The organism is Roseovarius sp. CH_XMU1461 (assembly GCF_037027165.1).
Taxonomy (GTDB): domain Bacteria; phylum Pseudomonadota; class Alphaproteobacteria; order Rhodobacterales; family Rhodobacteraceae; genus Roseovarius; species Roseovarius nubinhibens.
In genome coordinates, this window is the sequence record NZ_JAYMDV010000001.1 from 307879 (window position 1) to 326677 (window position 18799).

An 18799-nucleotide genomic window follows, 5' to 3' on the forward strand; every position below is an offset into this window, starting at 1 on the left:
GGCCGTTATGAAATTTTTCGTCGATACCGCAGAGGTCGATCAGATTGCCGAGCTGAACGATCTCGGAATGGTGGACGGGGTCACCACCAACCCGTCGCTGATCATGAAATCCGGGCGCGACATTCTCGAAGTGACCAAGGAGATTGCCGGGATGGTAGAGGGCCCGGTGAGCGCCGAGGTTGTCGCCACCGAGGCCGATGACATGATCGCCGAGGGCCGCAAGCTCGCCCAGATCGCCGAGAATATCGCGGTCAAGGTGCCGCTCACCTGGGCCGGGCTCAAAGCCTGCAAGACGCTCTCGGATGAGGGCAATATGGTCAATGTGACGCTGTGCTTTTCGGCCAATCAGGCGCTCTTGGCGGCCAAGGCGGGAGCCACGTTCATTTCGCCCTTTATCGGGCGTCTCGACGACATCAACCTCGACGGGATGGAGTTGATCGCCGACATCCGCCAGATCTATGACAATTACGGCTATGACACGCAGATCCTCGCCGCGTCGATCCGCACCGTGAACCACGCCTATCAATCGGCGATGATCGGGGCCGATGTGATGACCGCGCCGCCGAAAGTGATCAAGCAGATGGCCGAGCATGTGCTCACCGATAAGGGGCTCGAGGCGTTCATGGCGGATTGGGCCAAGACCGGTCAGAAGATCCTCTGATCGCGCCCAAAGCGCGACGATTGCGATGCGATGCGCCCGGTCCCCTCAGGGGGCCGGGCGTTTCCATTTCGGGCAGAGGTTGAGGCATAGGTTGAGGCACGAGGCCGGGGCAGCGGGGCAATTTCCCGGGGGGCGGGACCAGAAAACCCTTTAAAAATTCGGCCCGAGAGGCGATAAGACTAGGCAAATACGGCAATGAAGACCGAGGCAGATATGAGCAGCACCCCCCGCATGGACGAACCCTTGCGCGAAAAGATCATGACGCAACCCGATGTGATTCTTGACGACAAGGAGCTTATGCGGGCGTTGATCGCGGCGAATGAGCGGGCGATGGGCGGCAATATCGTCGATCTGCGCGGCATCGCCATGGATCGGCTCGAGACGCGGCTCGACCGGCTTGAGGACACCCATCGCAGTGTCATCGCCGCCGCCTATGAGAACCTTGCCGGCACCAATATCATCCATCGCGCGATCTTGCGGATGCTCGACCCGGTGGAGTTCGAGTGTTTCCTGCGCGATCTTGGCGGCGATGTGGCCGAGATCCTGCGGGTCGACAGCGTGCGGCTCATCCTCGAATCGGCGCAGAATGACAATGACCCGAGCGTGCAGCGCATGGGCGATGTGCTCTCGGTGGCGGAGGTCGGGTTCATCGACCGCTACCTCGCCGACAGCCGGAGCGGGCCGGGGCGGATCGTCACCTTGCGGCAGCTTTCCGACGCGGATGCGCGGGTGCATGGCGAGCGGGCAGCGTTCCTGCGGTCCGAGGCCTGTATCCGGCTCGATCTCGGGCAGGACCGGCTGCCGGGGATGCTGGTGCTGGGGGCGGAAGATCCGCATCAGTTCACGCCGCAGCAGGGCACCGATCTTCTCACCTTCTTTGGCGGCGTCTTTGAACGTGCGATGCGGCGCTGGCTGTCATGATGTCGCCCGCCGCCCGCGATGCGTTGCAGGGCTGGCTCGACATGTCGCGCGCGCTCAAGGGGCAATCGGAGAACACGATCGAGGCCTATGGACGCGATGTGGCGGAGTTTCTCAATTTCATGAGCCTGCATCTCGGCGGTGAGGCGGGGATCGCCGCGCTGGGCCGGATCAGCGTCACCGACATGCGGGCCTGGATGGCGCAGATGCGCAGTGGCGGCGAGGTCGGGCCACGGTCGCTGGCGCGGAAACTGTCGGCGGTGAAATCCTTTATCCGCTGGCTGGCCGAGCGCGAGGGGTTCGATCCCACCGCCGTGCTGTCGATGCGGTCGCCGAAATTCACCCGCAAGCTGCCCCGGCCGCTTAGCGCGGAGCATGCCCGCGAGGTGATCGCGACGGCGGGCCAGCAATCGAGCGCGCCGTGGATCGGGTCGCGGGACATGGCGGTGATCACGCTGCTTTACGGCTGTGGGTTGCGGATTTCCGAGGCGCTGTCGCTCACTGGCGAGAGCCTGCCCTTGGGCGAGATGCTGCGCATTCGCGGCAAGGGCGGCAAGGAGCGGCTGGTGCCGGTCATCGGGGCGGCACGGGCGGCGGTGGCGGAATATGCCAAGCTCTGCCCCTACCCTCTCGACGAGAACGCGCCGCTCTTTCGCGGGGCGCGCGGCGGGCCGCTCAGCCCGCGGATCGTGCAGAAGGTGGTGCAGCAGGTGCGGGTGCAGCTTGGCCTGCCCGCCAGCGCCACGCCCCATGCCATGCGCCACAGCTTTGCCACCCATCTGCTCAACGCCGGGGGCGATCTGCGCACCATTCAGGAATTGCTCGGCCATGCGTCGCTCTCGACCACGCAGGCCTATACGGCGGTGGACACCGCGCGGCTTCTCGAAGTCTACCGCGCCGCCCATCCCAAAGCCTGATTGAACCGCCCGGCGTTTTGCGGCAAGAAAGCCCAATGACAGATCGTATGAAGGCGCTGAGCGTCCATTTTTTCACGGCCACCGGTGCGGTGTTTGCCATTCTCGCCATGCTGGCCGCTGTGGACGGGAAATGGAGCCTGATGTTTCTCTGGCTCGTGGTGGCCTTCGCGGTGGATGGGATCGACGGGCCGCTGGCACGCCGCTATGACGTGGCGCGCAACGCGGCCGAGTTCGACGGTGTGCTGCTCGATCTGATCATCGACTATCTCACCTATGTGTTCATCCCGGCCTTTGCGCTGTTCAAATCGGGGCTCTTGCCCGGCTGGACCGGCTGGTTCGCGATCATCGTGATCACCTATGCCTCGGCCATGTATTTCGCCGATACGCGGATGAAAACTAAGGATAATTCATTCTCTGGCTTTCCCGGCTGCTGGAACATGCTGGTGTTGGTGATCTTTGCGGTCGAGCCGAATTTCTACATCAGCCTGTTTCTCGTGGCGACGCTGGCGTTGGCGATGTTCCTGCCGCTCAAATTTATCCACCCGGTACGCACCGAGCGCTGGCGCAAGCTGTCGCTGCCGATGGCGCTGGCCTGGACGTTTTTCGCGGGCTGGGCGGCCTGGGTCGATTTCCACCCCGAAAGCTGGGCGCATTGGGGGCTTGTCGTGACCTCGATCTATCTGGTCTTCGTCGGCATCGTGCAGCAGATCGTGCCGGAGCGGCGCGGGTAAGCATCAGCCGGGTAGCGACGTGCCGGGGGACGGCGATGTCCCCTGTCGGCATGGCACTTTATCCCTGAGCATTTCGTAGACCCTCGCAACCTTGTGCCGAGCTTGGCCAAATCGCCGTGCCCGGGGACGGCACGGCGATGCGCGGCCGGCCAAAGGCCCTATGCTCCGCGCGGGGTTTCCCTCAGATCAACAGCCCCGCCGCCCCTTCGTGGCGCAGGAGCCAGACCTTGGTCTCCACCCCGCCCTTGGCCGAAAACCCACCCAGAGACTTGGCGCCGAGCACCCGGTGACAGGGGATGATGATGGCGATGGGGTTGCCGCCACAGCCCGCGCCGATGGCTTGGGCCGGTGCGCCAAGCTCGCGGGCGAGATCGCCATAGGTCAGGGTGTCGCCAAAGGGGATGGCCTGCATCCGGGCGCAGACGCGCTGTTGAAACTCGGAGGCCTCGACGCGCAGCGGCAGGTCGAACGCCTGTCGTGTGCCGGCGAAATAGGCGTCAAGCTGGGCCTCGGCTTCGCAGAGCTCGGGCGTGGTGTCGCGCGCGCCCTGGCGCCAGTCGAGCGCGGTGATCGCGCCATCGCTGGCGGTGAGGGTGATGGGCCCCAAGGGCGTCTGGATCATGCGTTCAGCCATGCGGCCACATTGGCCCCGCATGGGCGGGACAGGCAACCCGGAACCTGCGGTTTAGAGCGATCTAAAGCAGCTCAGCCCGTGGCTCAGGCGGAATGCGCGCCGTCGGCCAGACCTTTGACGAAGTCGAGCACCTCGCCGACCGGCTTGCCCTCGGCCATGGCGCTCACGATGGCGGAGCCCACGACCGCGCCATCGGCAACGCTCGCCATTTCGCGGCTCACCTCGGGGGTGCGGATGCCAAAGCCGATGATCACCGGAAGATCGGTCGCCGCCTTGATCCGCGCCACTTCGGGCGCGACGTCGCTGGCCTGCGGCACGGCGGCCCCGGTGATGCCGGTGATCGAGACGTAATAGACAAAGCCCGAAGTGTTTTGCAGCACTTTCGGCAGGCGTTTGTCATCGGTGGTGGGGGTCGCGAGACGGATGAAGTTCAGCCCGGCCGCCTGGGCGGGAATGCAGAGCTCTTCGTCCTCTTCTGGGGGCAGATCGACCACGATGAGACCGTCGATCCCGGCCTCTTTGGCGTCGGCCAGAAAGCGATCGACGCCGCGGTTATAGATCGGGTTGTAATAGCCCATCATCACGATCGGGGTGCTGTCGTCGCCTTCGCGGAACTCACGCGCCAATTGCAGCGTGCGGTCGAGCGTCATGCCGCCTTCGAGGGCGCGCTGACCGGCGAGCTGAATGGTCGGGCCGTCGGCCATCGGATCGGTGAAGGGCAGGCCCAGTTCGATGATGTCGACCCCGGCGCCCGGCAGACCTTTGACCAGCTCGAGCGAGCGGTCGTAATCGGGATCGCCCGCCATCACATAGGCGACAAAGGCTTTCTTGCCCTCGACCTTGAGCTGGGCGAATTTGGCGTCGATACGGGTCATGGCGGTCATCCTTCAAAACGTCGCCCTCCTTTGGCGCATAACGTGGGTGAATTCAATGGTCCCTGCGGCGCAGGCGGTGCAATTTGCGCCATATGGGCGGGGTCTGTGGCCTTGCTGCGCAAGTTCCGGTCCCTATCTGGGCCAATGACTGGACCAGCAACGGGGCCAGTATGAGGACCAGTAACGGGGCTTGTATCTGGGGCCTTGCGGCCCTAGAAGCGGCCCGTCGCTAGGAAAGGTGCATCATGGGCTTTAAGATGGGGATTGTCGGGCTGCCGAACGTGGGCAAATCGACGCTGTTTAACGCGCTGACGAAAACCGCCGCCGCGCAGGCTGCGAATTTTCCCTTTTGCACGATCGAACCCAATGTCGGTGAGGTCGCCGTGCCCGATGCGCGGCTCGACCGTCTGGCCGAGATCGCCGGCAGCCGTCAGATCATCCCGACGCGGATGACCTTTGTCGATATCGCCGGTCTCGTCAAAGGCGCGGCACAGGGCGAAGGGCTCGGCAATCAGTTCCTGGCCAATATCCGCGAAACGGATGCGATTGCCCATGTGCTGCGCTGTTTCGAGGATGGCGATGTGACCCATGTCGAAGGCCGCGTTGATCCGGTGGCCGATGCCGAGACCATCGAGACCGAGCTCATGCTCGCCGATCTCGAGAGCATCGAGAAGCGGCTTCAGAACATCATCCGTAAGGTGCGCGGTGGCGACAAGGAAGCGGTGCAGCAGCAGCGCCTTCTCGAGGCTGCCAAGGCGGCGCTCGAAGAGGGGCGCCCGGCCCGCACCGTGGCGGTGGATGACGACGATATGCGCGCCTGGAAGATGCTGCAGCTCTTGACCACCAAGCCGGTGCTCTATGTCTGCAACGTCTCTGAGGAAGAGGCCGCCACCGGCAATGCCCATTCCGCCAAAGTCGCCGAGATGGCCGCCGCGCAGGGCAATTCGCATGTGGTGATCTCGGCCCGGATCGAAGAGGAAATCAGCCAGCTCGACGACGAGGAAGCGGCGATGTTCCTTGACGAAATGGGGCTCACCGAGGCCGGGCTCGACCGGCTGATCCGGGCGGGCTATGAGCTGTTGCATCTCGAGACCTATTTCACCGTGGGCCCCAAGGAGGCGCGCGCTTGGACCATCAAGACGGGCACCTCGGCGCCCAAGGCGGCGGGTGTGATCCATGGCGATTTCGAGAAAGGGTTCATCCGGGCCGAGACCATCGCCTATGATGATTTCGTGAGCCTCGGCGGCGAGCAGCCGGCCAAGGACGCGGGCAAGATGCGGGCCGAGGGCAAGGGCTATATCGTCAAGGATGGCGATGTGCTGCACTTCCTGTTCAACACCTGATCCCCCCGTCGCAGCGAGAGGTTAACAAGGCCGGGCCAAGCGTCCGGCCTTTGTCTGTGAGACGTCGGTATTGCGACGGTAAAGCGACGGTGCGCATCTGGCGGCGCGCGCCAAGTCTTAACGCAGCGCCTGTCAGCCGTCCGGCCCCCTGCCCTGCCCCAATCTGGCACATCGGCAAGAGATCGAAAAATCGTCCAGATTGCCCCTTGCCCCCCCGCGCCATGGTCGATAAACACGCCAGCGGAGCTGTGGCCGAGTGGTCGAAGGCGCTCCCCTGCTAAGGGAGTAGGCCCGGAAGGGTCTCGTGGGTTCGAATCCCATCGGCTCCGCCATTTCCCAGAGAAAAACCTTTCTCTTAGGTGAGATGGCGCTAATTTTTCCTTATATTCAAAGGCCTTAGTAGATACCGCATTTACCTCGCGCGTGCTGTGGGACGCCGTGCCCTCTCTCTATCGGCCGATATTTTCCGCAGCGGGTCACACAAAAATCGCGCTACATTCAGTGTAACACATTGGAAATGAGCTATTTTTTACGATCTCGCGGCTTGTTTCTCTGGCGTAAGCGCGATTTCAACTTGGGGCCTTATTATTTCTATCTCAACGTAAGCTCGTGCTTGAGGCTCTCCTTAAGCCTCCTTGGCCAGCCCGAGGCTTCCGGTCGAAAAGGGGGCTAGTTCGTTCACAGCTACCATCAACGGCCACAAACAAACCCGTATCGAAGATACTCCTCCTCTGGAACCTACGCCCCCAACGTGTGATTGTCGCATCGCTTACGGTTCTCGATCCACCGAGCGACAACGGCCTTGTCCGACAGCTTTTAGGTTGCGCTGAAGGGAAATCAATCCGGCCATCAGGCGCGGATGTCTGGCGGGCTGGCCGGTCGGCGCCGAAGAGAACCCGGCCCACCCACCAGTTCCAGTTGATCAGGCCCGCAAGCTACACCAACTCGTGGCGCAGGCCGATCTCGTCGACGAGGCGCAGCCTCTGAAGATCATCCTGCTCAGAGGCGGGATCACGACGTTTCATGCTGGACCTAACATTGCAAGGTTTCGAATACCCGACTACGAAACCCTGCGCTGGGCCATGAGTAAAATCACCAGTTTCGCCAACACTATCAGTATCATACGAGTTGTTCAGGCCGAACTATTTACACGTTTGCTCAATTGGAATGTATGGGCGTGTTTGAACCGCTAATGGGTTAACGAAAATGCTGGGCGGCGGCCCCCGGTGGTGGAGATATCTAACAGCGTTTCACGGTGCGTCGCCGGCGAGAACGACCTCGAGCGCTCCAAAGACGGCAGTTTTTGAGTAGTGAATGTCGAACCAACGACGCGCGGCCTGCCCCATTGCGACTCGCTCACCGTCACTAAGGGCACAGAAACGCTTCAAAGATTTTTCTAGTTCCCCCACGTCTTCAGCGGGGGTAACAAAACCACCTCCACTGCGCTGAATTATGCGCGCCCCTTCGCCATTGAGCATGGCAATAATTGGCCGTCCGCAAGCCATGTAGCATTGCACCTTATAGGGAACGGTCAGCGAGAATATATCTTTGTCCTTTAGGGCGACGATCAAAGCATCTGCGTTGGCAAAGAAATTGGGCATGCGATCTTCTGGATGGCGTCCCAAAAATGTGATTCTGTCCTCAAGCTCCTTGTCGAACACGCGTGCTTTGACGTTCTCCAGATTGCGGCCAGACCCAATAATATAGAAATGTGCGTCCATTCCATCATCAAGCCGAGCGAATGCATCAATCAGCCCTTCGATATCCTGGCTCTCTCCAATATTGCCGGCGAAGACTAATTTGAAGCGGCCCGCTTGCATCAACTTCGTCTCGTCCCAGTTCGGATCAGGATTTAGCGGCACATATGTTTCAGGGGCAGTATTGGGTAGCACGGCTATTTTTGCAGCGGAGACGCCGAACCGCTCTATTCTCTCGGGAAAGCCCGCACTTTGAACCAGAACTGTGTCGGCTTTGCGGTAAAGCCAGCCGCAGATCCATGACAGGGGGCGAACTAAGAGCGGATTTCTGAGACCCAAAGTGAGGGTTAAACTCTCAGGCCATAAGTCTTGCACCCAATAGACGCATCGCGCGCCATACCGGGCCTTTATAACCAGCCCGACAAAGGCCTGAAAAAGAGGAGACGGCATCGATACAAACACCACGTCCGGCGGCGTTTGCCCTCTGTAAACCGAAAACGCCCGCAGACTTCCAAAAAAAGGAAAGGCGACATAGTTGAGCATTAAGCGTAGCTTGCCTTTGCCTCGGGCCACAGTCCAAGCCCTATGCACGCGCGCGCCATTCCACTCTTCTGAAGCGCGCGTTTTATTCGAATAGCCGTCAAAAAATTTGTCCTGACCGTAATTTGGGACACAGCAGATCACATCGACAGAGTGACCTTGTTGGACTAGGTGCCTGACGATCTCGTTGTTAGAAAACTGCTCTGGATAAAAATACTGAGAGACGAAAGCAATTTTCAGAGCCTGACATGCGTCTCCGTTGGTGCTCTTGCTACGTGTCACGGGTCTTGTCCCCCTGACCGCTACCAGTCGCTGTTGCTAGGATGATTTTCAGCTCCAATGGTAGCGAGCGCAGCGCTATGTACTCGGCATCGGATTGGGCAAGTGCCTTGGGCGTGCTCATGTCAATATTCCGTATTTGGGACAGTCCCGAGATACCGGGGCGGACATCAAGCACACCAAGCGAGCGCCGAGCCTCTATCAACTCGATCTGCGTGGGTAAGCATGGCCGAGGACCGATCAAGCTCATGTCGCCTTTCAGAAGATTGATTATTTGCGGGAGTTCATCGACTTTTGTCTTGCGCAGTAACTTTCCTATCTTGGTAACTGATGTGTTAGTCAATTCATGTGTTCCGGCCTGTTTGGTGTCTTTCTTCATTGTGCGGAATTTATAGCATATGAACGGCTTTCCATGCTGGCCGACACGTTGTTGGGCAAAAATACCAGGCCCTTCCGATGTCAGCTTGACCGCCAACCAAACAATCGCGATGAGCCACCAGAATAGAAGCCCTACCGTAGCCGCGAACACTAGGTCCATGCCGCGTTTGCATAGAGTAAAGGCCGGATTATCGCGCTGCTGATCCGTGAGAATTTTCCGCTCTGATCGAGGGTCGTTCACAGCATTCAATATCTCATCAGCCAACCGCCGCGCTTGCAGCGTCGGGCGGAGCGCCCCCAGTATTTTCAATAGGGCGGGCCGCACGGGTGTGGGAAGCTTGGTGACGATGGCAAGATTGCCAGCCAATTCAGTGCCATAGACAGCTGCCAATTGGTATATTCGGAGCGCCAAGCTGCACTGGTCTTCCAACAGTTTCTCTGCGGCCATCTTAGACGTTGCATAATGGCTTTTGCTCGCTGTTTCAGGTCGGGCATGGAGCGAAGAGGCAAAGATTAGTTGCGCAATACCCGACTTCTTGGTTTTTCTCAGCACATCGCGCAACAGGCCGACATTGACGTTATGGAAGGTCTCGGCGCCCCCATCCGCATCGTTGTTCTTGGCCGCCAGATGCAAGACGGCATCTACTCCTTCTGCCAAGCTGTCCCAAGCGTCATAGTCCCCGCTCGCGCATTCCGGATAGTGGGCACGAAGCGCAGCCACATCGCGGCTGATCAATACAAGCTCGGCTCCACTCGCGCGCAGATGTGGGATGATTTGACTTGCAACAAAGCCGGAAGCGCCGGTGATCAGTATTTTCACGGGAGAGTCCTCAATGTTCCCGAATCCCGTCCCAGTGATTGGACAGCCGCGCTGTCCCTAGGATAAGATTGGTCACCCGCTCAGCGGTATTGGAGACACAATAATCGGCGGGCACGGGATGCGCGCGCCCTTGGGATTCACAGTCCGCAAATCCGCGCGTGATGGCTGCAATTCCATCAAGGATCGTGTCCGGATTCAGTCCTGTCATGATCAGGCTGCCAACATCCAATCCCTCGGGCCGCTCAATGGCGTCGCGGGGGGTGAGCGCGGGAAAGCCGAGAATGGAGCTTTCTTCTGCGATCGTGCCGCTGTCGGAAATCGCGCAGAAGGCCCGCATTTGGAGCTTGTTGTAGTCGTGAAAGCCGAACGGCTTCATCCATTGCACGCGGTCATCGAAAGTCATCCCGCTCAGCTCATCCAGTCGTTTTCTGGTACGCGGATGGGTCGAAACAATGAGCGGCATATCATACTTTGTGGCAATGCGGTTCAACGCATCGACCAACGCAGACAGGCGAATTACACTGTCGACATTCTCCTCACGGTGCAAGGAAACGATGAAATAGCCACGATCGTTCAGCCCAATCCGCGAAAGAACATCCGAAGCCTCGATCCGCTCGCGGTAGTGATCAAGCACTTCGCGCATCGGCGAGCCGGTCAGGTAGATGCGGCGATGCTGGATGCCTTCCGACAACAGATGCCGGCGCGCGTGTTCGGTGTAGACTAGGTTGAAGTCAGAGATGTGATCCACTAGCTTGCGGTTGGTCTCCTCGGGAACATTCCGGTCAAACGAGCGATTGCCAGCCTCCATGTGGTAGACCGGGATTTTCATGCGCCGCGACATCATGGCTGAAATCGCTGAGTTGGTGTCACCCAGAACCAGAACCGCGTCTGGGCGTTCCTCGGCCAGCACTTTCTCGGTTTCTGACAGGATTTTGCCCAGCGTCTCGCCCAGTGTGCCGCCGCCGGTGCCGAGGAAATGGTCGGGCTTGCGCACGCCGAGATCTTCGAAGAACACCTCGTTCAGCTCGTAGTCCCAGTTCTGGCCGGTGTGGACGATCACGTGGTCGGTGTAGTCGTCGAGGCGTGCCATCACGCGGGAAAGGCGGATGATCTCGGGCCGGGTGCCGAGAATGGTCATGACTTTTAGGCGTTTCATTTTAAAACCTTGTCGGCAAAAGTGTCAGGACTGGCTGGGTCGAAAAGATCGTGCGTCCAGAACAGTGTCAACAGTTCGGTGTCCCCGACGTTCTCGATCGAATGGGTGTGCAAGCTTGGCATATCGACGGGTGCCGGGGCGGTGCCCGACACACGATACTCCCAGACCTCGTCACTCAGCACCTTGCGGATGCGGATCACCGCCTCTCCCTGAACGACCAGGAAACGTTCGACCTTGTTAAGGTGAAAATGGTCGCCGCGGGTTACGCCCGGTATGGTCGTCGAGAGAAAGGTCTGTCCGCCGCCGCCGCCCTTCACCGCTTCGAACAGCGTGCCGCGGGTATCCGTGCTGAGCTTCAACGGTCGCGGAAACCCGTCCGGATACAGCGCCGCGCGATAGCTGTTGAATAACGCGACGGTGAACGGATCCTGGAGATCGGGATAGATATTGCCCTGGTAGTCGGAGTGAAAACGCCACAGGAGATCAAAAAGCTCTTTCACCGCGATATCGCGCGAGGCAGGCCTAAGCGTGCCGGTCTGGCCCTCGATGATCGCCTCCAGCGCCGCTTGCGCGGCGGCGCCCGCGTGTAGGAGCGAGACCCGCCCCTCTGGGTTGATCTCAGGGGTTTCCCCCGCGATCACGGCCTCGATGAAGGTCGCCGTGACGTTGTTGTAGCGCGGGCGGGCGCCTTCACCAAAGATGTGTGGCAGCACCAGTTCGGAATAGCGACCACCGATCCCCGACAGTATTTCACCTGCGATCCGCTTCGACCGCCCGTAGGGTGTATCACTAGTCGCGTGTGTGGAGTTGGCGTAGACAACGTGCGGACGGCTTTTGGTGATGCTGCATGCCTCGGCAAGGCGTCGCGCGATGGTCGGGTTCGCGGCCTCGACTACGTCGTCGGGCGCCCGGTTCACGCCTGCAAAATGAAGCACGGCATCGGCACCGGTGATCGCGGCGTGCAGCGCGGCATCGTCATCGAAACCGGAGTGGTCCAGCATCACAAGATCGTAGGGTGTCGCAGTTCCCTTGAACTGGGCCGCACAGTTTGCGGCATGTACCCTAACAGCGGCGTGCCAGCCGATTAGGCCCCCGGCGCCAGTGATTACTATTTTCATGCCTCCGCATTCCATGCAGCCAGTTCGGCCTGGACTTCAGGCAACGACAGCAGTAGGGCCTTCACGCCCTCGACATTGAGCCGCTGGGTGTTGTGCGAGTGGTAGTCCTCGTGGTGGACGGTCTCGTGTTCGCCTTCGCTGAAATAGGCCTTGTAGTTGAGATCCCGTTCGTCCATCCGGATACGATAATAGTCGCCCATGTCCTCAGACTGTGTGAGTTCCTGTGCGGTAGCCAGGGTTTCATACAGCTTCTCAGCATGGCGCCAGCCAATTTCCTCGACGGGATGGTTGGGCACGTCGAACAGCTCTAGGAGCGCTGTGACCAAGTCCTTGATGGTTGAGGCCGCGGCCTTGCGAATAAACAAATCACCCTGACGTGCGTAATTGAAGGCGTGATGCACCAGCGCGACCGAGTCCCGCAATGGCATCAGGAAGCGCGTCATCTTGGGTTCGGTTACGGTGATGGGCTCACCTGCCTTGATCTGTCGGATGAACAGCGGAATCACCGAGCCGCGCGAATACATCACGTTGCCATAGCGCACCATGGACACGGTGGTGACGGCATCGGAGCCTATGGCACGGGCCTGCGCCTGAGCCAACTTCTCCATCATCGCCTTGGACATGCCCATGGTGTTCACAGGCAAAACTGCCTTGTCGGTCGAAAGGCAAACAACCGATCGGACATTCTGGTCCACTGCCGACCGTATCACGTTTTCTGACCCCAAAATATTTGTACGGACCGCTTCGATCGGAAAGAATTCGCATGAAGGCACCTGCTTAAGTGCCGCTGCGTGAAACACGCAATCGACGCCGGACATCACCCGTTCGACACTGTCGCGATCCCGGATGTCACCGATGTAGTAGCGGACATTCGCATGGCGCAGGGTCGTGCGCAGCATGTCTTGTTTTTCCTCGTCGCGGCTGAGGATGCGCACCTCGGGACATCCCTTGTCCAAGAGGTCTCGCAGCATCGTCTTGCCGAATGACCCCGTGCCACCGGTAATCAATACTGACGAAGTTCGAAGTTCAAATTCTGAAGTCATTCCTTATCCTTTCAAACAGGTACTGTTCGATAGACATGGGTAGTCCCCGATACAATCTGTGTAAAAAAGCTGCCTGAACGCCGAAAACCGCGGACAGCGGTAGGCTTTCCATGAATTATTCATTAGAAGCACCCATTATTTCGAACAGCGCCCGGTTGGCGGCCAGCGCTGCATCGACATTTCTCAGCCCGGCAGCATATGCCGCGATAGCGGCTTGCCGCGCCTGCCAGTCGGCTTCCGACTGCCAAGCCACGGCCTCAATGGCCGCGGCGAATGCCTGCTGGTCGGACAGGGGCAGGTCCCAGCCGAGCCCCTGTTGCGCGAGCCCGCGCCACGGGGTCTGGTCAGAAATAAGCAACGGCAGTCCGGCCTGCAGCGCCTCAGCTATGACGTGGCCGAAGTTTTCTCCTCGGGTGGGCAGGAAAAACAGATCGTGCCCGGCCAGACTGTCATGCACCTGTTCGGCCAGAATCGGCCCGTGCTCTGTGACCGAAACATTCGGCGGCAATGCATCGATGGCGCGGGCGCAACGGGCCCAATAGGTGGCATCCTCGCGCGGACCGAAAATCGAAAACGCGACTGGCGCGCGGACCCGCTCCAGCACTTTCAACGCAAATAAGAGGTTCTTCATCGGCGCGATCCGCCCCAGAAAGGCAATGCGAAGCGGGCCGCCGCCGCGATCGGCGTGTGCTGGACGGGGCGCGGCGGCGGCCCGCGGCAGAACCGGTGCGATGCGAATGTCAGAGGCCACATGCGCCATGGTGCGGCGAATATCTTCAGCTTCGGCCTCGGATGAAGCCTGCCATATTAGCCCCCTATGCAGACCGAGCAAGCCGCTCGCGGCGCGATATGCGCGTTTCTTCCCCACTTTCAGCGACAACGCGCCGCTGGAGAATTCGCCACGCGGCGCGAGCACCACCTGAGAGCGCGGGGCCAGCCCCAGACGCTGTGCCAGCAGCGGCCGAGTTGTGAAGCGCGGGTCCAGAAAGCTGTTAAGGTAGAGTACGTCATGCGGTGTCTCACGCAGCAGCCGAGCCAAAGGATGCAGGCGAAGTTGCTTCGGCGCTAAGTAACATACCTCAGCCTTGCCGACCCTGTACCAGCGGCCCGGCTCTATGTCGCGATAGGGCTGGGTCTCGCCGAAATCGCGATCGGCAGTGATGATGCGAAACTGGTATTCATCCCCCAGATGCTCTACCAGATTGGCAGTGCTTCGTACCGGGCCGCCGGCCTTGAACCCCGGAAGATAGGCCGCAACACTGATCAGGATCGTGCGCGTCGTCATCACTTTTCAGGGTTGAGCATTCTGATAACACGCGCCGGCACACCGGCAACTAGCGCATGATCGGGCACTTCGCGTGTCACAATGGAGCCGGCCGCGATAACCGACCCCGTGCCTATCCGCCCGGCGCCTTCAACAATCATTGCCCCGCTGCCAATCCAGGCTCCTGCACCGATAACCAGAGGCGACTTCGCGGGAATGGATTTAGGGTCGAGCCTATGGTCGTGAGTATAAACCTTCGCGTCTTCCGAGACGACAACGCCATCCTCCAGAACAAGCCCGCCACTGAAATCGAGCCGCGCCCGGCGTCCGATTATACAATCGGACCCAATCTCGCATAGCGAGCCGGATAGTTCGCTGCTCAACTCCACACCGGTCGCGACGGTAGTGCCCGCGGCGATTCTGATACGGCCCGGATGCCGGATGGTCACACCTCTCTGTATCTGCGTACCCTTGCCGCAAAATCCCAGATTCTGGCTCCAAAGGGCAGATACAAGCCTGTCCCCGATCTGCTTGAGCACCACACCAATTGCAAGCACCAGCGCCCCTGGCAGACCCGCCAACCGGCCGTTCCAGATCTTGTCATGACTCCTCATGCAACGCCTCCTGAAATGCATCGAAGTGCGATGGGCGTGTGGCCAAGACGTCTAGAACCGTCAGGCGTGCGGCATCAGACATGGCCTGCATCTGAGCCCGGTCTCGGCTCAGCCGTAAAATCGCCTCCACTATCCCTTGCGGGTCCTTTACATCAAGACGGATGCAATTCCGTCCGTCCTTCATCAGCGAGGGGATCCCGCCAACGAAAGTTGTCAGGATAACGCAGGACTTAATCATTGCTTCGTAAAGCACGCGCGGAAAACCCTCGTGATGGGTCGGTAGAACAAAGACATCGGCCCATTCGTACAGCGACATCAGTGTGACTTTCTGGTCGATCAGCCCGGTCAGCCGCACCGGCGGCGCGTCAGGCCCGGCCAGCGTCTCCGCCAACCCTTTGTAGAGTGGCCCACCGCCTACAAGCTGCGCCTCGAAATGAAATCCCTGCCGGTGCAGGATACGCATGGCCTCAATCAGTTCCGGAATGCCTTTTTCTACCTCGAGCCGGCCGGTAAAGAGTATGCGCAGGGGCCGGTCGCCGCCAGCCCGGAAATCCCGGCTCAGCTGATCCTCAGCGCTCAGATCCAGCATCGGTGCGATCGGAATCGTCCAGCTCTGCTGTACCCCGGCTCGGGTCTCCATCCCCGCTACGGTGCAGACAAAGGCAGCGCGCCGCAACAGCTGCGCATCTGCGTCGGTATCGGAAAACTGCGCGCCCCTGAGATAGACACCGAAGCGCTTGCCGAACATCTGGCACAGCCGCCCGAAAAGCCGCGACCACGACCCCGGGAAGAAAAGATAGACGAAATCGGCCCGAACCAGTGCCACAAGCCCGCGCAGCATTGGCAACGGCCTGTTCTTTGCCAGTTGCAGCGAGCTTATCTGACCCTTGGGAAGAACACCGTCGTTGAGACCGGCCTCGGAAGTGTCATGCACAAACGGTTGCGCCAGTGTAATGACATGACCGTGTCGGGCCAGGTCCGTCAGGAAATTGGCGGTGTGACGATTCACATAATGGCGGTTTGCAGGGCCGAGCCTGGTGAACCCGTTTCCAACGATCATTATACGCATGTTTGGTTACTCCCAAGCATTGATCCCGCCGGCAAGCTGCCTTTCAGCGGCGCCACGGTCTGATAGCGGTGCAATATAAGTGAAATCGAAAGCGGCGCCCAAAAGATGGCGTAAATATAAGCATCGGTACCCAGCCCAAGGAACGCGGCGAACAACCCGGTTGCCAATAGGAATGAAAACCGTTCTGTCGATTTCTCTGAGAGCTCGAAAAGGAATGTCAATACGAACCCGATATAGAGGAAAAAGAAAATGATCCCTCCATGAATATAAGATAGGATAAACGCGTTATGCGGCAGTTGTTCTATCTCCACTTGCTGCAGCAATGTCGAGGTGCTGTCCAACCCAAACCCAAAAAACGGCACGTCTAGAGCAAGATAACTCCCCCAAATCGTATCCCTTCCCGCAGTCGCGTCGGTTGCGCTAGATAGCTCAATGGTGGCGAGGATTCGACTATAAAAACGTTCGTCGATTTCGAAACTGGAAAATACGGCAACGATGATTCCGACAAGAATCAGGGTCACGGCCAGCAAGCGCAGAAAGAAAGGAATGAAATTCCGCAAGATCTTTATGCGCCCGTTCCACAACCTGATCGATCTATATGACTTCAGGCAGGCAGTCAGGCCCAGTGCAATAATCAGCGCTATCATCGCGTTCCGCGACTGTGAAAGTACCAGCGACACCACCAAAATCGGGACCGACGCGGACAGCACCAACCCGCTGATCCGCTTCTGTCCATAAAGCCAGCCCATCAGAAGCAGCGACGTCGCTAGGTTCGAACCGAATGTCGTGGGATTGTGCTCCGCAGCGAAGGTTAACCGCCCAGCGTAAAATATCTCACCCGCAAAGAACAGCTGCAGGGCATAGATAGCTGAGGCCACGCTGCCGAATGAGAACCATCTGGCGGCCACCACCGGAGCCTCCGGCGCAATTGGTAGGGCAAGCAGCAGAACAAAATAGGGGATCATCATCGTGAATAGCCGGATATACCCCGTCAGTATCAATTCGATATTTGTTGAGAAAATGCTCACAGGCGCAATAATCGTAATAGAGACAAGAAATAGTGCGATAGATATATTGAGTCGGGGCATCCGTCCGCAGAATAGCGTCAACAGAATCAGAGAAACAAACAAAACTCCGAACAATAGCGCGTGAGCGGAAAAGGGCGCGTGAAAACGATAGATGAAGAGCATCGACAGCGGCATGAAGAAGAAGGAAATCGCCGTTAAGGTCTCAACACTCTTAGAAAGCATCTTCAGAACTTCCTTCCCGACACAAAGTAATAAATCGCGCTGCAATCGACATTAAGCACTCTTTTGGCGCCCCACCAGTACATGAGGTGCAGCACCGTCGTCGTCAGCGCGTTCGCAATCGCGGCTCCTATCGCTCCCCAAAGTGTAATCAGGACAAAGTAGGTCGGCAAACTGAGGCAGGTGGTCATCACGAGCATGTGCATTGCCTTGCGCTCATGCCCGGTCATCATCAGAACCGAACCGACAGAGCCCAAAGTCGCATTCACTGTTTGCCCGGTGGCCATGATCAGAACCAGCGGCCAAACACCTCTGAATTCGGCGCCAAACACAATTGAGATTATGCTTTGCCCCCAAAAGATCATGATCGTGACAAGCGTCAGCATCACCGCTAGGCTCACCGCCGAAACCCATGAGGCCAGTGACTGTAAATGTTCTCGATCCCCGGAATAATGCGCCCGGGTCAACCGAGGCTGAACGACCGCGATGATCGCCACCTGCCCGAACATCAATAAATTGGCGACCATAAAGGCAATCCGGAACAGAGACACATCTTCCGAAACCGAAAGCATACCAAGTAACACAGCCCCCAGATTTACATTCAGAACCTGGATCGCGCTGGACGTCCCCATCGGGATTATCGACATCAGCCAGACGCGCCAATGCCCAGTATTGCCCCGTACCCCAGACAGACCATCGGGGGCTAAAACAAACAGAATCGTCGCCCCGACGGTGAAACTGATAATTGCGACCACGACATGCAGGGTCATCGCAGTTTCCGGTCGGACATTCTCAAGAACTAATGTTGCGGCGATCAGAAATACAGCCAACAGCACCGGCCGCAGGACCAGATCAGGAAACTGGCCGTAAATCACGTGGCCTAGACCTTTCAGCGCCGCGGAGCGAAGCTCCGACAAGGCGATAAGCGGGATCAGCGCCAAGCCGACGAGAAATGCCTTCTCCTGGTAGCCTAACAGAAGCGCCGCCACCGTGGCGCCGAGAAAAACCGCCGTGACGCCGCCAAACAGCGCGATGAGCGAGGCCCATTTCCAAAGCCCCTTCATCCCGGCGAAATCCGGAATGGAATCGAATTTTGCAGTCTCCCGCAAGACCAGCATCGGCAAACCGGCCTGAACCGGAATCGCGAGCAAGGCGATGCTCGCATAGGCGAAGACATAGATGCCATAGCCTTCGGCCCCGAGAATCCTGGCCAGCAGGATGGTGGTTGCCAATCCCGCGGCCAGCGCGCTAACCTGAAGCCCCGCGCTGAACAGACCTGTTCGCACTGGTAGATTAACTTTCATCGACAAGCCGTTTTTACCACCGGTTTCACTGTCCCGGGCGCCAAAGTGCGTCTTTTCACCCGCGAAGGCACGTATTCCGGATTCTGACCTCTGACTAGGTGAATGCCCCAGTGTTCCGGACGTGAAACGATGCGGCAGAAAGGATGGTGTGAGAAGTGGGCGGACCTGCGCGAGAGACAGTATCGCCATCG

17 protein-coding genes and 1 tRNA gene are annotated in these 18799 nt (G+C 59.0%); 6 read left to right on the forward strand and 12 right to left on the reverse strand.

Features of this window, described 5'->3' with window-relative positions:
- Positions 1-7 precede the first annotated feature (7 nt).
- The 4 genes from fsa (at position 8) to WA237_RS01540 (ending at position 3227) form a co-directional block, all read left to right on the forward strand.
- Entirely contained in the window at positions 8-661 is a 654-nt protein-coding gene (gene fsa / locus WA237_RS01525) for a fructose-6-phosphate aldolase (RefSeq protein ID WP_336096400.1), read from the forward strand.
- 213 nt (positions 662-874) lie between these two features.
- On the forward strand, positions 875-1582 hold the full coding sequence (locus WA237_RS01530) for a DUF484 family protein (protein WP_336096401.1): 708 nt from the start codon (positions 875-877) through the stop codon (positions 1580-1582).
- Complete coding sequence (locus WA237_RS01535; protein ID WP_336096402.1) at positions 1579-2496, forward strand: tyrosine recombinase XerC; 918 nt, start codon at positions 1579-1581, stop codon at positions 2494-2496. Before WA237_RS01530 ends, WA237_RS01535 begins: the two co-directional genes overlap by 4 nt.
- 35 nt (positions 2497-2531) lie before the next feature.
- Entirely contained in the window at positions 2532-3227 is a 696-nt protein-coding gene (locus tag WA237_RS01540) for a CDP-alcohol phosphatidyltransferase family protein (RefSeq protein WP_040617820.1), read from the forward strand.
- Between the two features lie 181 nt (positions 3228-3408).
- Here WA237_RS01540 and WA237_RS01545 read toward each other — a convergent pair whose 3' ends face one another.
- Together WA237_RS01545 and trpA are read right to left on the reverse strand one after the other, a co-directional pair.
- A complete protein-coding gene (locus WA237_RS01545; RefSeq protein ID WP_336096403.1) occupies positions 3409-3861 on the reverse strand; it encodes a methylated-DNA--[protein]-cysteine S-methyltransferase in 453 nt (150 codons plus the stop codon).
- Between the two features lie 83 nt (positions 3862-3944).
- On the reverse strand, positions 3945-4736 hold the full coding sequence (gene trpA / locus WA237_RS01550) for a tryptophan synthase subunit alpha (RefSeq protein WP_336096404.1): 792 nt from the start codon (positions 4734-4736) through the stop codon (positions 3945-3947).
- Positions 4737-4981: 245 nt separating this feature from the next.
- Between trpA and ychF the strand changes: the two genes are divergently transcribed.
- Together ychF and WA237_RS01560 are read left to right on the forward strand one after the other, a co-directional pair.
- Positions 4982-6079, forward strand: coding sequence for a redox-regulated ATPase YchF (gene ychF / locus WA237_RS01555; protein ID WP_009812726.1), 1098 nt, complete (start codon positions 4982-4984; stop codon positions 6077-6079).
- Positions 6080-6321: 242 nt separating this feature from the next.
- Positions 6322-6411, forward strand: a tRNA-Ser gene (locus WA237_RS01560).
- Between the two features lie 918 nt (positions 6412-7329).
- Here WA237_RS01560 and WA237_RS01565 read toward each other — a convergent pair.
- The 10 genes from WA237_RS01565 to WA237_RS01610 all read right to left on the reverse strand — a co-directional run bounded on the left by WA237_RS01565 (position 7330) and on the right by WA237_RS01610 (position 18797).
- Positions 7330-8598, reverse strand: a complete 1269-nt coding sequence (locus WA237_RS01565; RefSeq protein WP_336096405.1) for a glycosyltransferase family 4 protein — start codon at positions 8596-8598, stop codon at positions 7330-7332.
- Positions 8588-9793, reverse strand: a complete 1206-nt coding sequence (locus WA237_RS01570; RefSeq protein ID WP_336096406.1) for a hybrid nucleoside-diphosphate sugar epimerase/sugar transferase — start codon at positions 9791-9793, stop codon at positions 8588-8590. The genes WA237_RS01565 and WA237_RS01570 overlap by 11 nt, the downstream gene beginning before the upstream one ends.
- Before the next feature lie 10 nt (positions 9794-9803).
- On the reverse strand, positions 9804-10949 hold the full coding sequence (gene wecB, locus WA237_RS01575; RefSeq protein WP_336096407.1) for a non-hydrolyzing UDP-N-acetylglucosamine 2-epimerase: 1146 nt from the start codon (positions 10947-10949) through the stop codon (positions 9804-9806).
- Entirely contained in the window at positions 10946-12082 is a 1137-nt protein-coding gene (locus WA237_RS01580; RefSeq protein WP_336096408.1) for a polysaccharide biosynthesis C-terminal domain-containing protein, read from the reverse strand. Before WA237_RS01580 ends, wecB begins: the two co-directional genes overlap by 4 nt.
- Positions 12064-13110: a polysaccharide biosynthesis protein gene (locus tag WA237_RS01585; RefSeq protein ID WP_336096409.1), complete on the reverse strand. Its 1047-nt coding sequence runs from the start codon at positions 13108-13110 to the stop codon at positions 12064-12066. Before WA237_RS01585 ends, WA237_RS01580 begins: the two co-directional genes overlap by 19 nt.
- 115 nt (positions 13111-13225) lie before the next feature.
- Entirely contained in the window at positions 13226-14395 is a 1170-nt protein-coding gene (locus WA237_RS01590) for a glycosyltransferase family 4 protein (RefSeq protein ID WP_336096410.1), read from the reverse strand.
- On the reverse strand, positions 14395-14988 hold the full coding sequence (locus tag WA237_RS01595) for an acyltransferase (protein ID WP_336096411.1): 594 nt from the start codon (positions 14986-14988) through the stop codon (positions 14395-14397). The genes WA237_RS01590 and WA237_RS01595 overlap by 1 nt, the downstream gene beginning before the upstream one ends.
- Positions 14975-16057, reverse strand: coding sequence for a glycosyltransferase family 4 protein (locus WA237_RS01600; RefSeq protein ID WP_336096412.1), 1083 nt, complete (start codon positions 16055-16057; stop codon positions 14975-14977). The genes WA237_RS01595 and WA237_RS01600 overlap by 14 nt, the downstream gene beginning before the upstream one ends.
- On the reverse strand, positions 16048-17307 hold the full coding sequence (locus WA237_RS01605; protein WP_336096413.1) for an O-antigen ligase family protein: 1260 nt from the start codon (positions 17305-17307) through the stop codon (positions 16048-16050). Before WA237_RS01605 ends, WA237_RS01600 begins: the two co-directional genes overlap by 10 nt.
- 2 nt (positions 17308-17309) lie before the next feature.
- Positions 17310-18797, reverse strand: coding sequence for a lipopolysaccharide biosynthesis protein (locus WA237_RS01610; RefSeq protein WP_336096414.1), 1488 nt, complete (start codon positions 18795-18797; stop codon positions 17310-17312).
- Positions 18798-18799 lie beyond the last annotated feature (2 nt).

Coding starts and splice junctions, on each gene's coding strand:
- fsa (WP_336096400.1), top strand. CDS start 8: ATGAAATTTTTCGTCGATACCGCAGAGGTCGATCAGATTGCCGAGCTG.
- WA237_RS01530 (WP_336096401.1), top strand. CDS start 875: ATGAGCAGCACCCCCCGCATGGACGAACCCTTGCGCGAAAAGATCATG.
- WA237_RS01535 (WP_336096402.1), top strand. CDS start 1,579: ATGATGTCGCCCGCCGCCCGCGATGCGTTGCAGGGCTGGCTCGACATG.
- WA237_RS01540 (WP_040617820.1), top strand. CDS start 2,532: ATGACAGATCGTATGAAGGCGCTGAGCGTCCATTTTTTCACGGCCACC.
- WA237_RS01545 (WP_336096403.1), bottom strand. CDS start 3,861: ATGGCTGAACGCATGATCCAGACGCCCTTGGGGCCCATCACCCTCACC.
- trpA (WP_336096404.1), bottom strand. CDS start 4,736: ATGACCCGTATCGACGCCAAATTCGCCCAGCTCAAGGTCGAGGGCAAG.
- ychF (WP_009812726.1), top strand. CDS start 4,982: ATGGGCTTTAAGATGGGGATTGTCGGGCTGCCGAACGTGGGCAAATCG.
- wecB (WP_336096407.1), bottom strand. CDS start 10,949: ATGAAACGCCTAAAAGTCATGACCATTCTCGGCACCCGGCCCGAGATC.
- WA237_RS01580 (WP_336096408.1), bottom strand. CDS start 12,082: ATGGAATGCGGAGGCATGAAAATAGTAATCACTGGCGCCGGGGGCCTA.
- WA237_RS01585 (WP_336096409.1), bottom strand. CDS start 13,110: ATGACTTCAGAATTTGAACTTCGAACTTCGTCAGTATTGATTACCGGT.
- WA237_RS01590 (WP_336096410.1), bottom strand. CDS start 14,395: ATGACGACGCGCACGATCCTGATCAGTGTTGCGGCCTATCTTCCGGGG.
- WA237_RS01595 (WP_336096411.1), bottom strand. CDS start 14,988: ATGAGGAGTCATGACAAGATCTGGAACGGCCGGTTGGCGGGTCTGCCA.
- WA237_RS01600 (WP_336096412.1), bottom strand. CDS start 16,057: ATGCGTATAATGATCGTTGGAAACGGGTTCACCAGGCTCGGCCCTGCA.
- WA237_RS01605 (WP_336096413.1), bottom strand. CDS start 17,307: ATGCTTTCTAAGAGTGTTGAGACCTTAACGGCGATTTCCTTCTTCTTC.
- WA237_RS01610 (WP_336096414.1), bottom strand. CDS start 18,797: ATGGCGATACTGTCTCTCGCGCAGGTCCGCCCACTTCTCACACCATCC.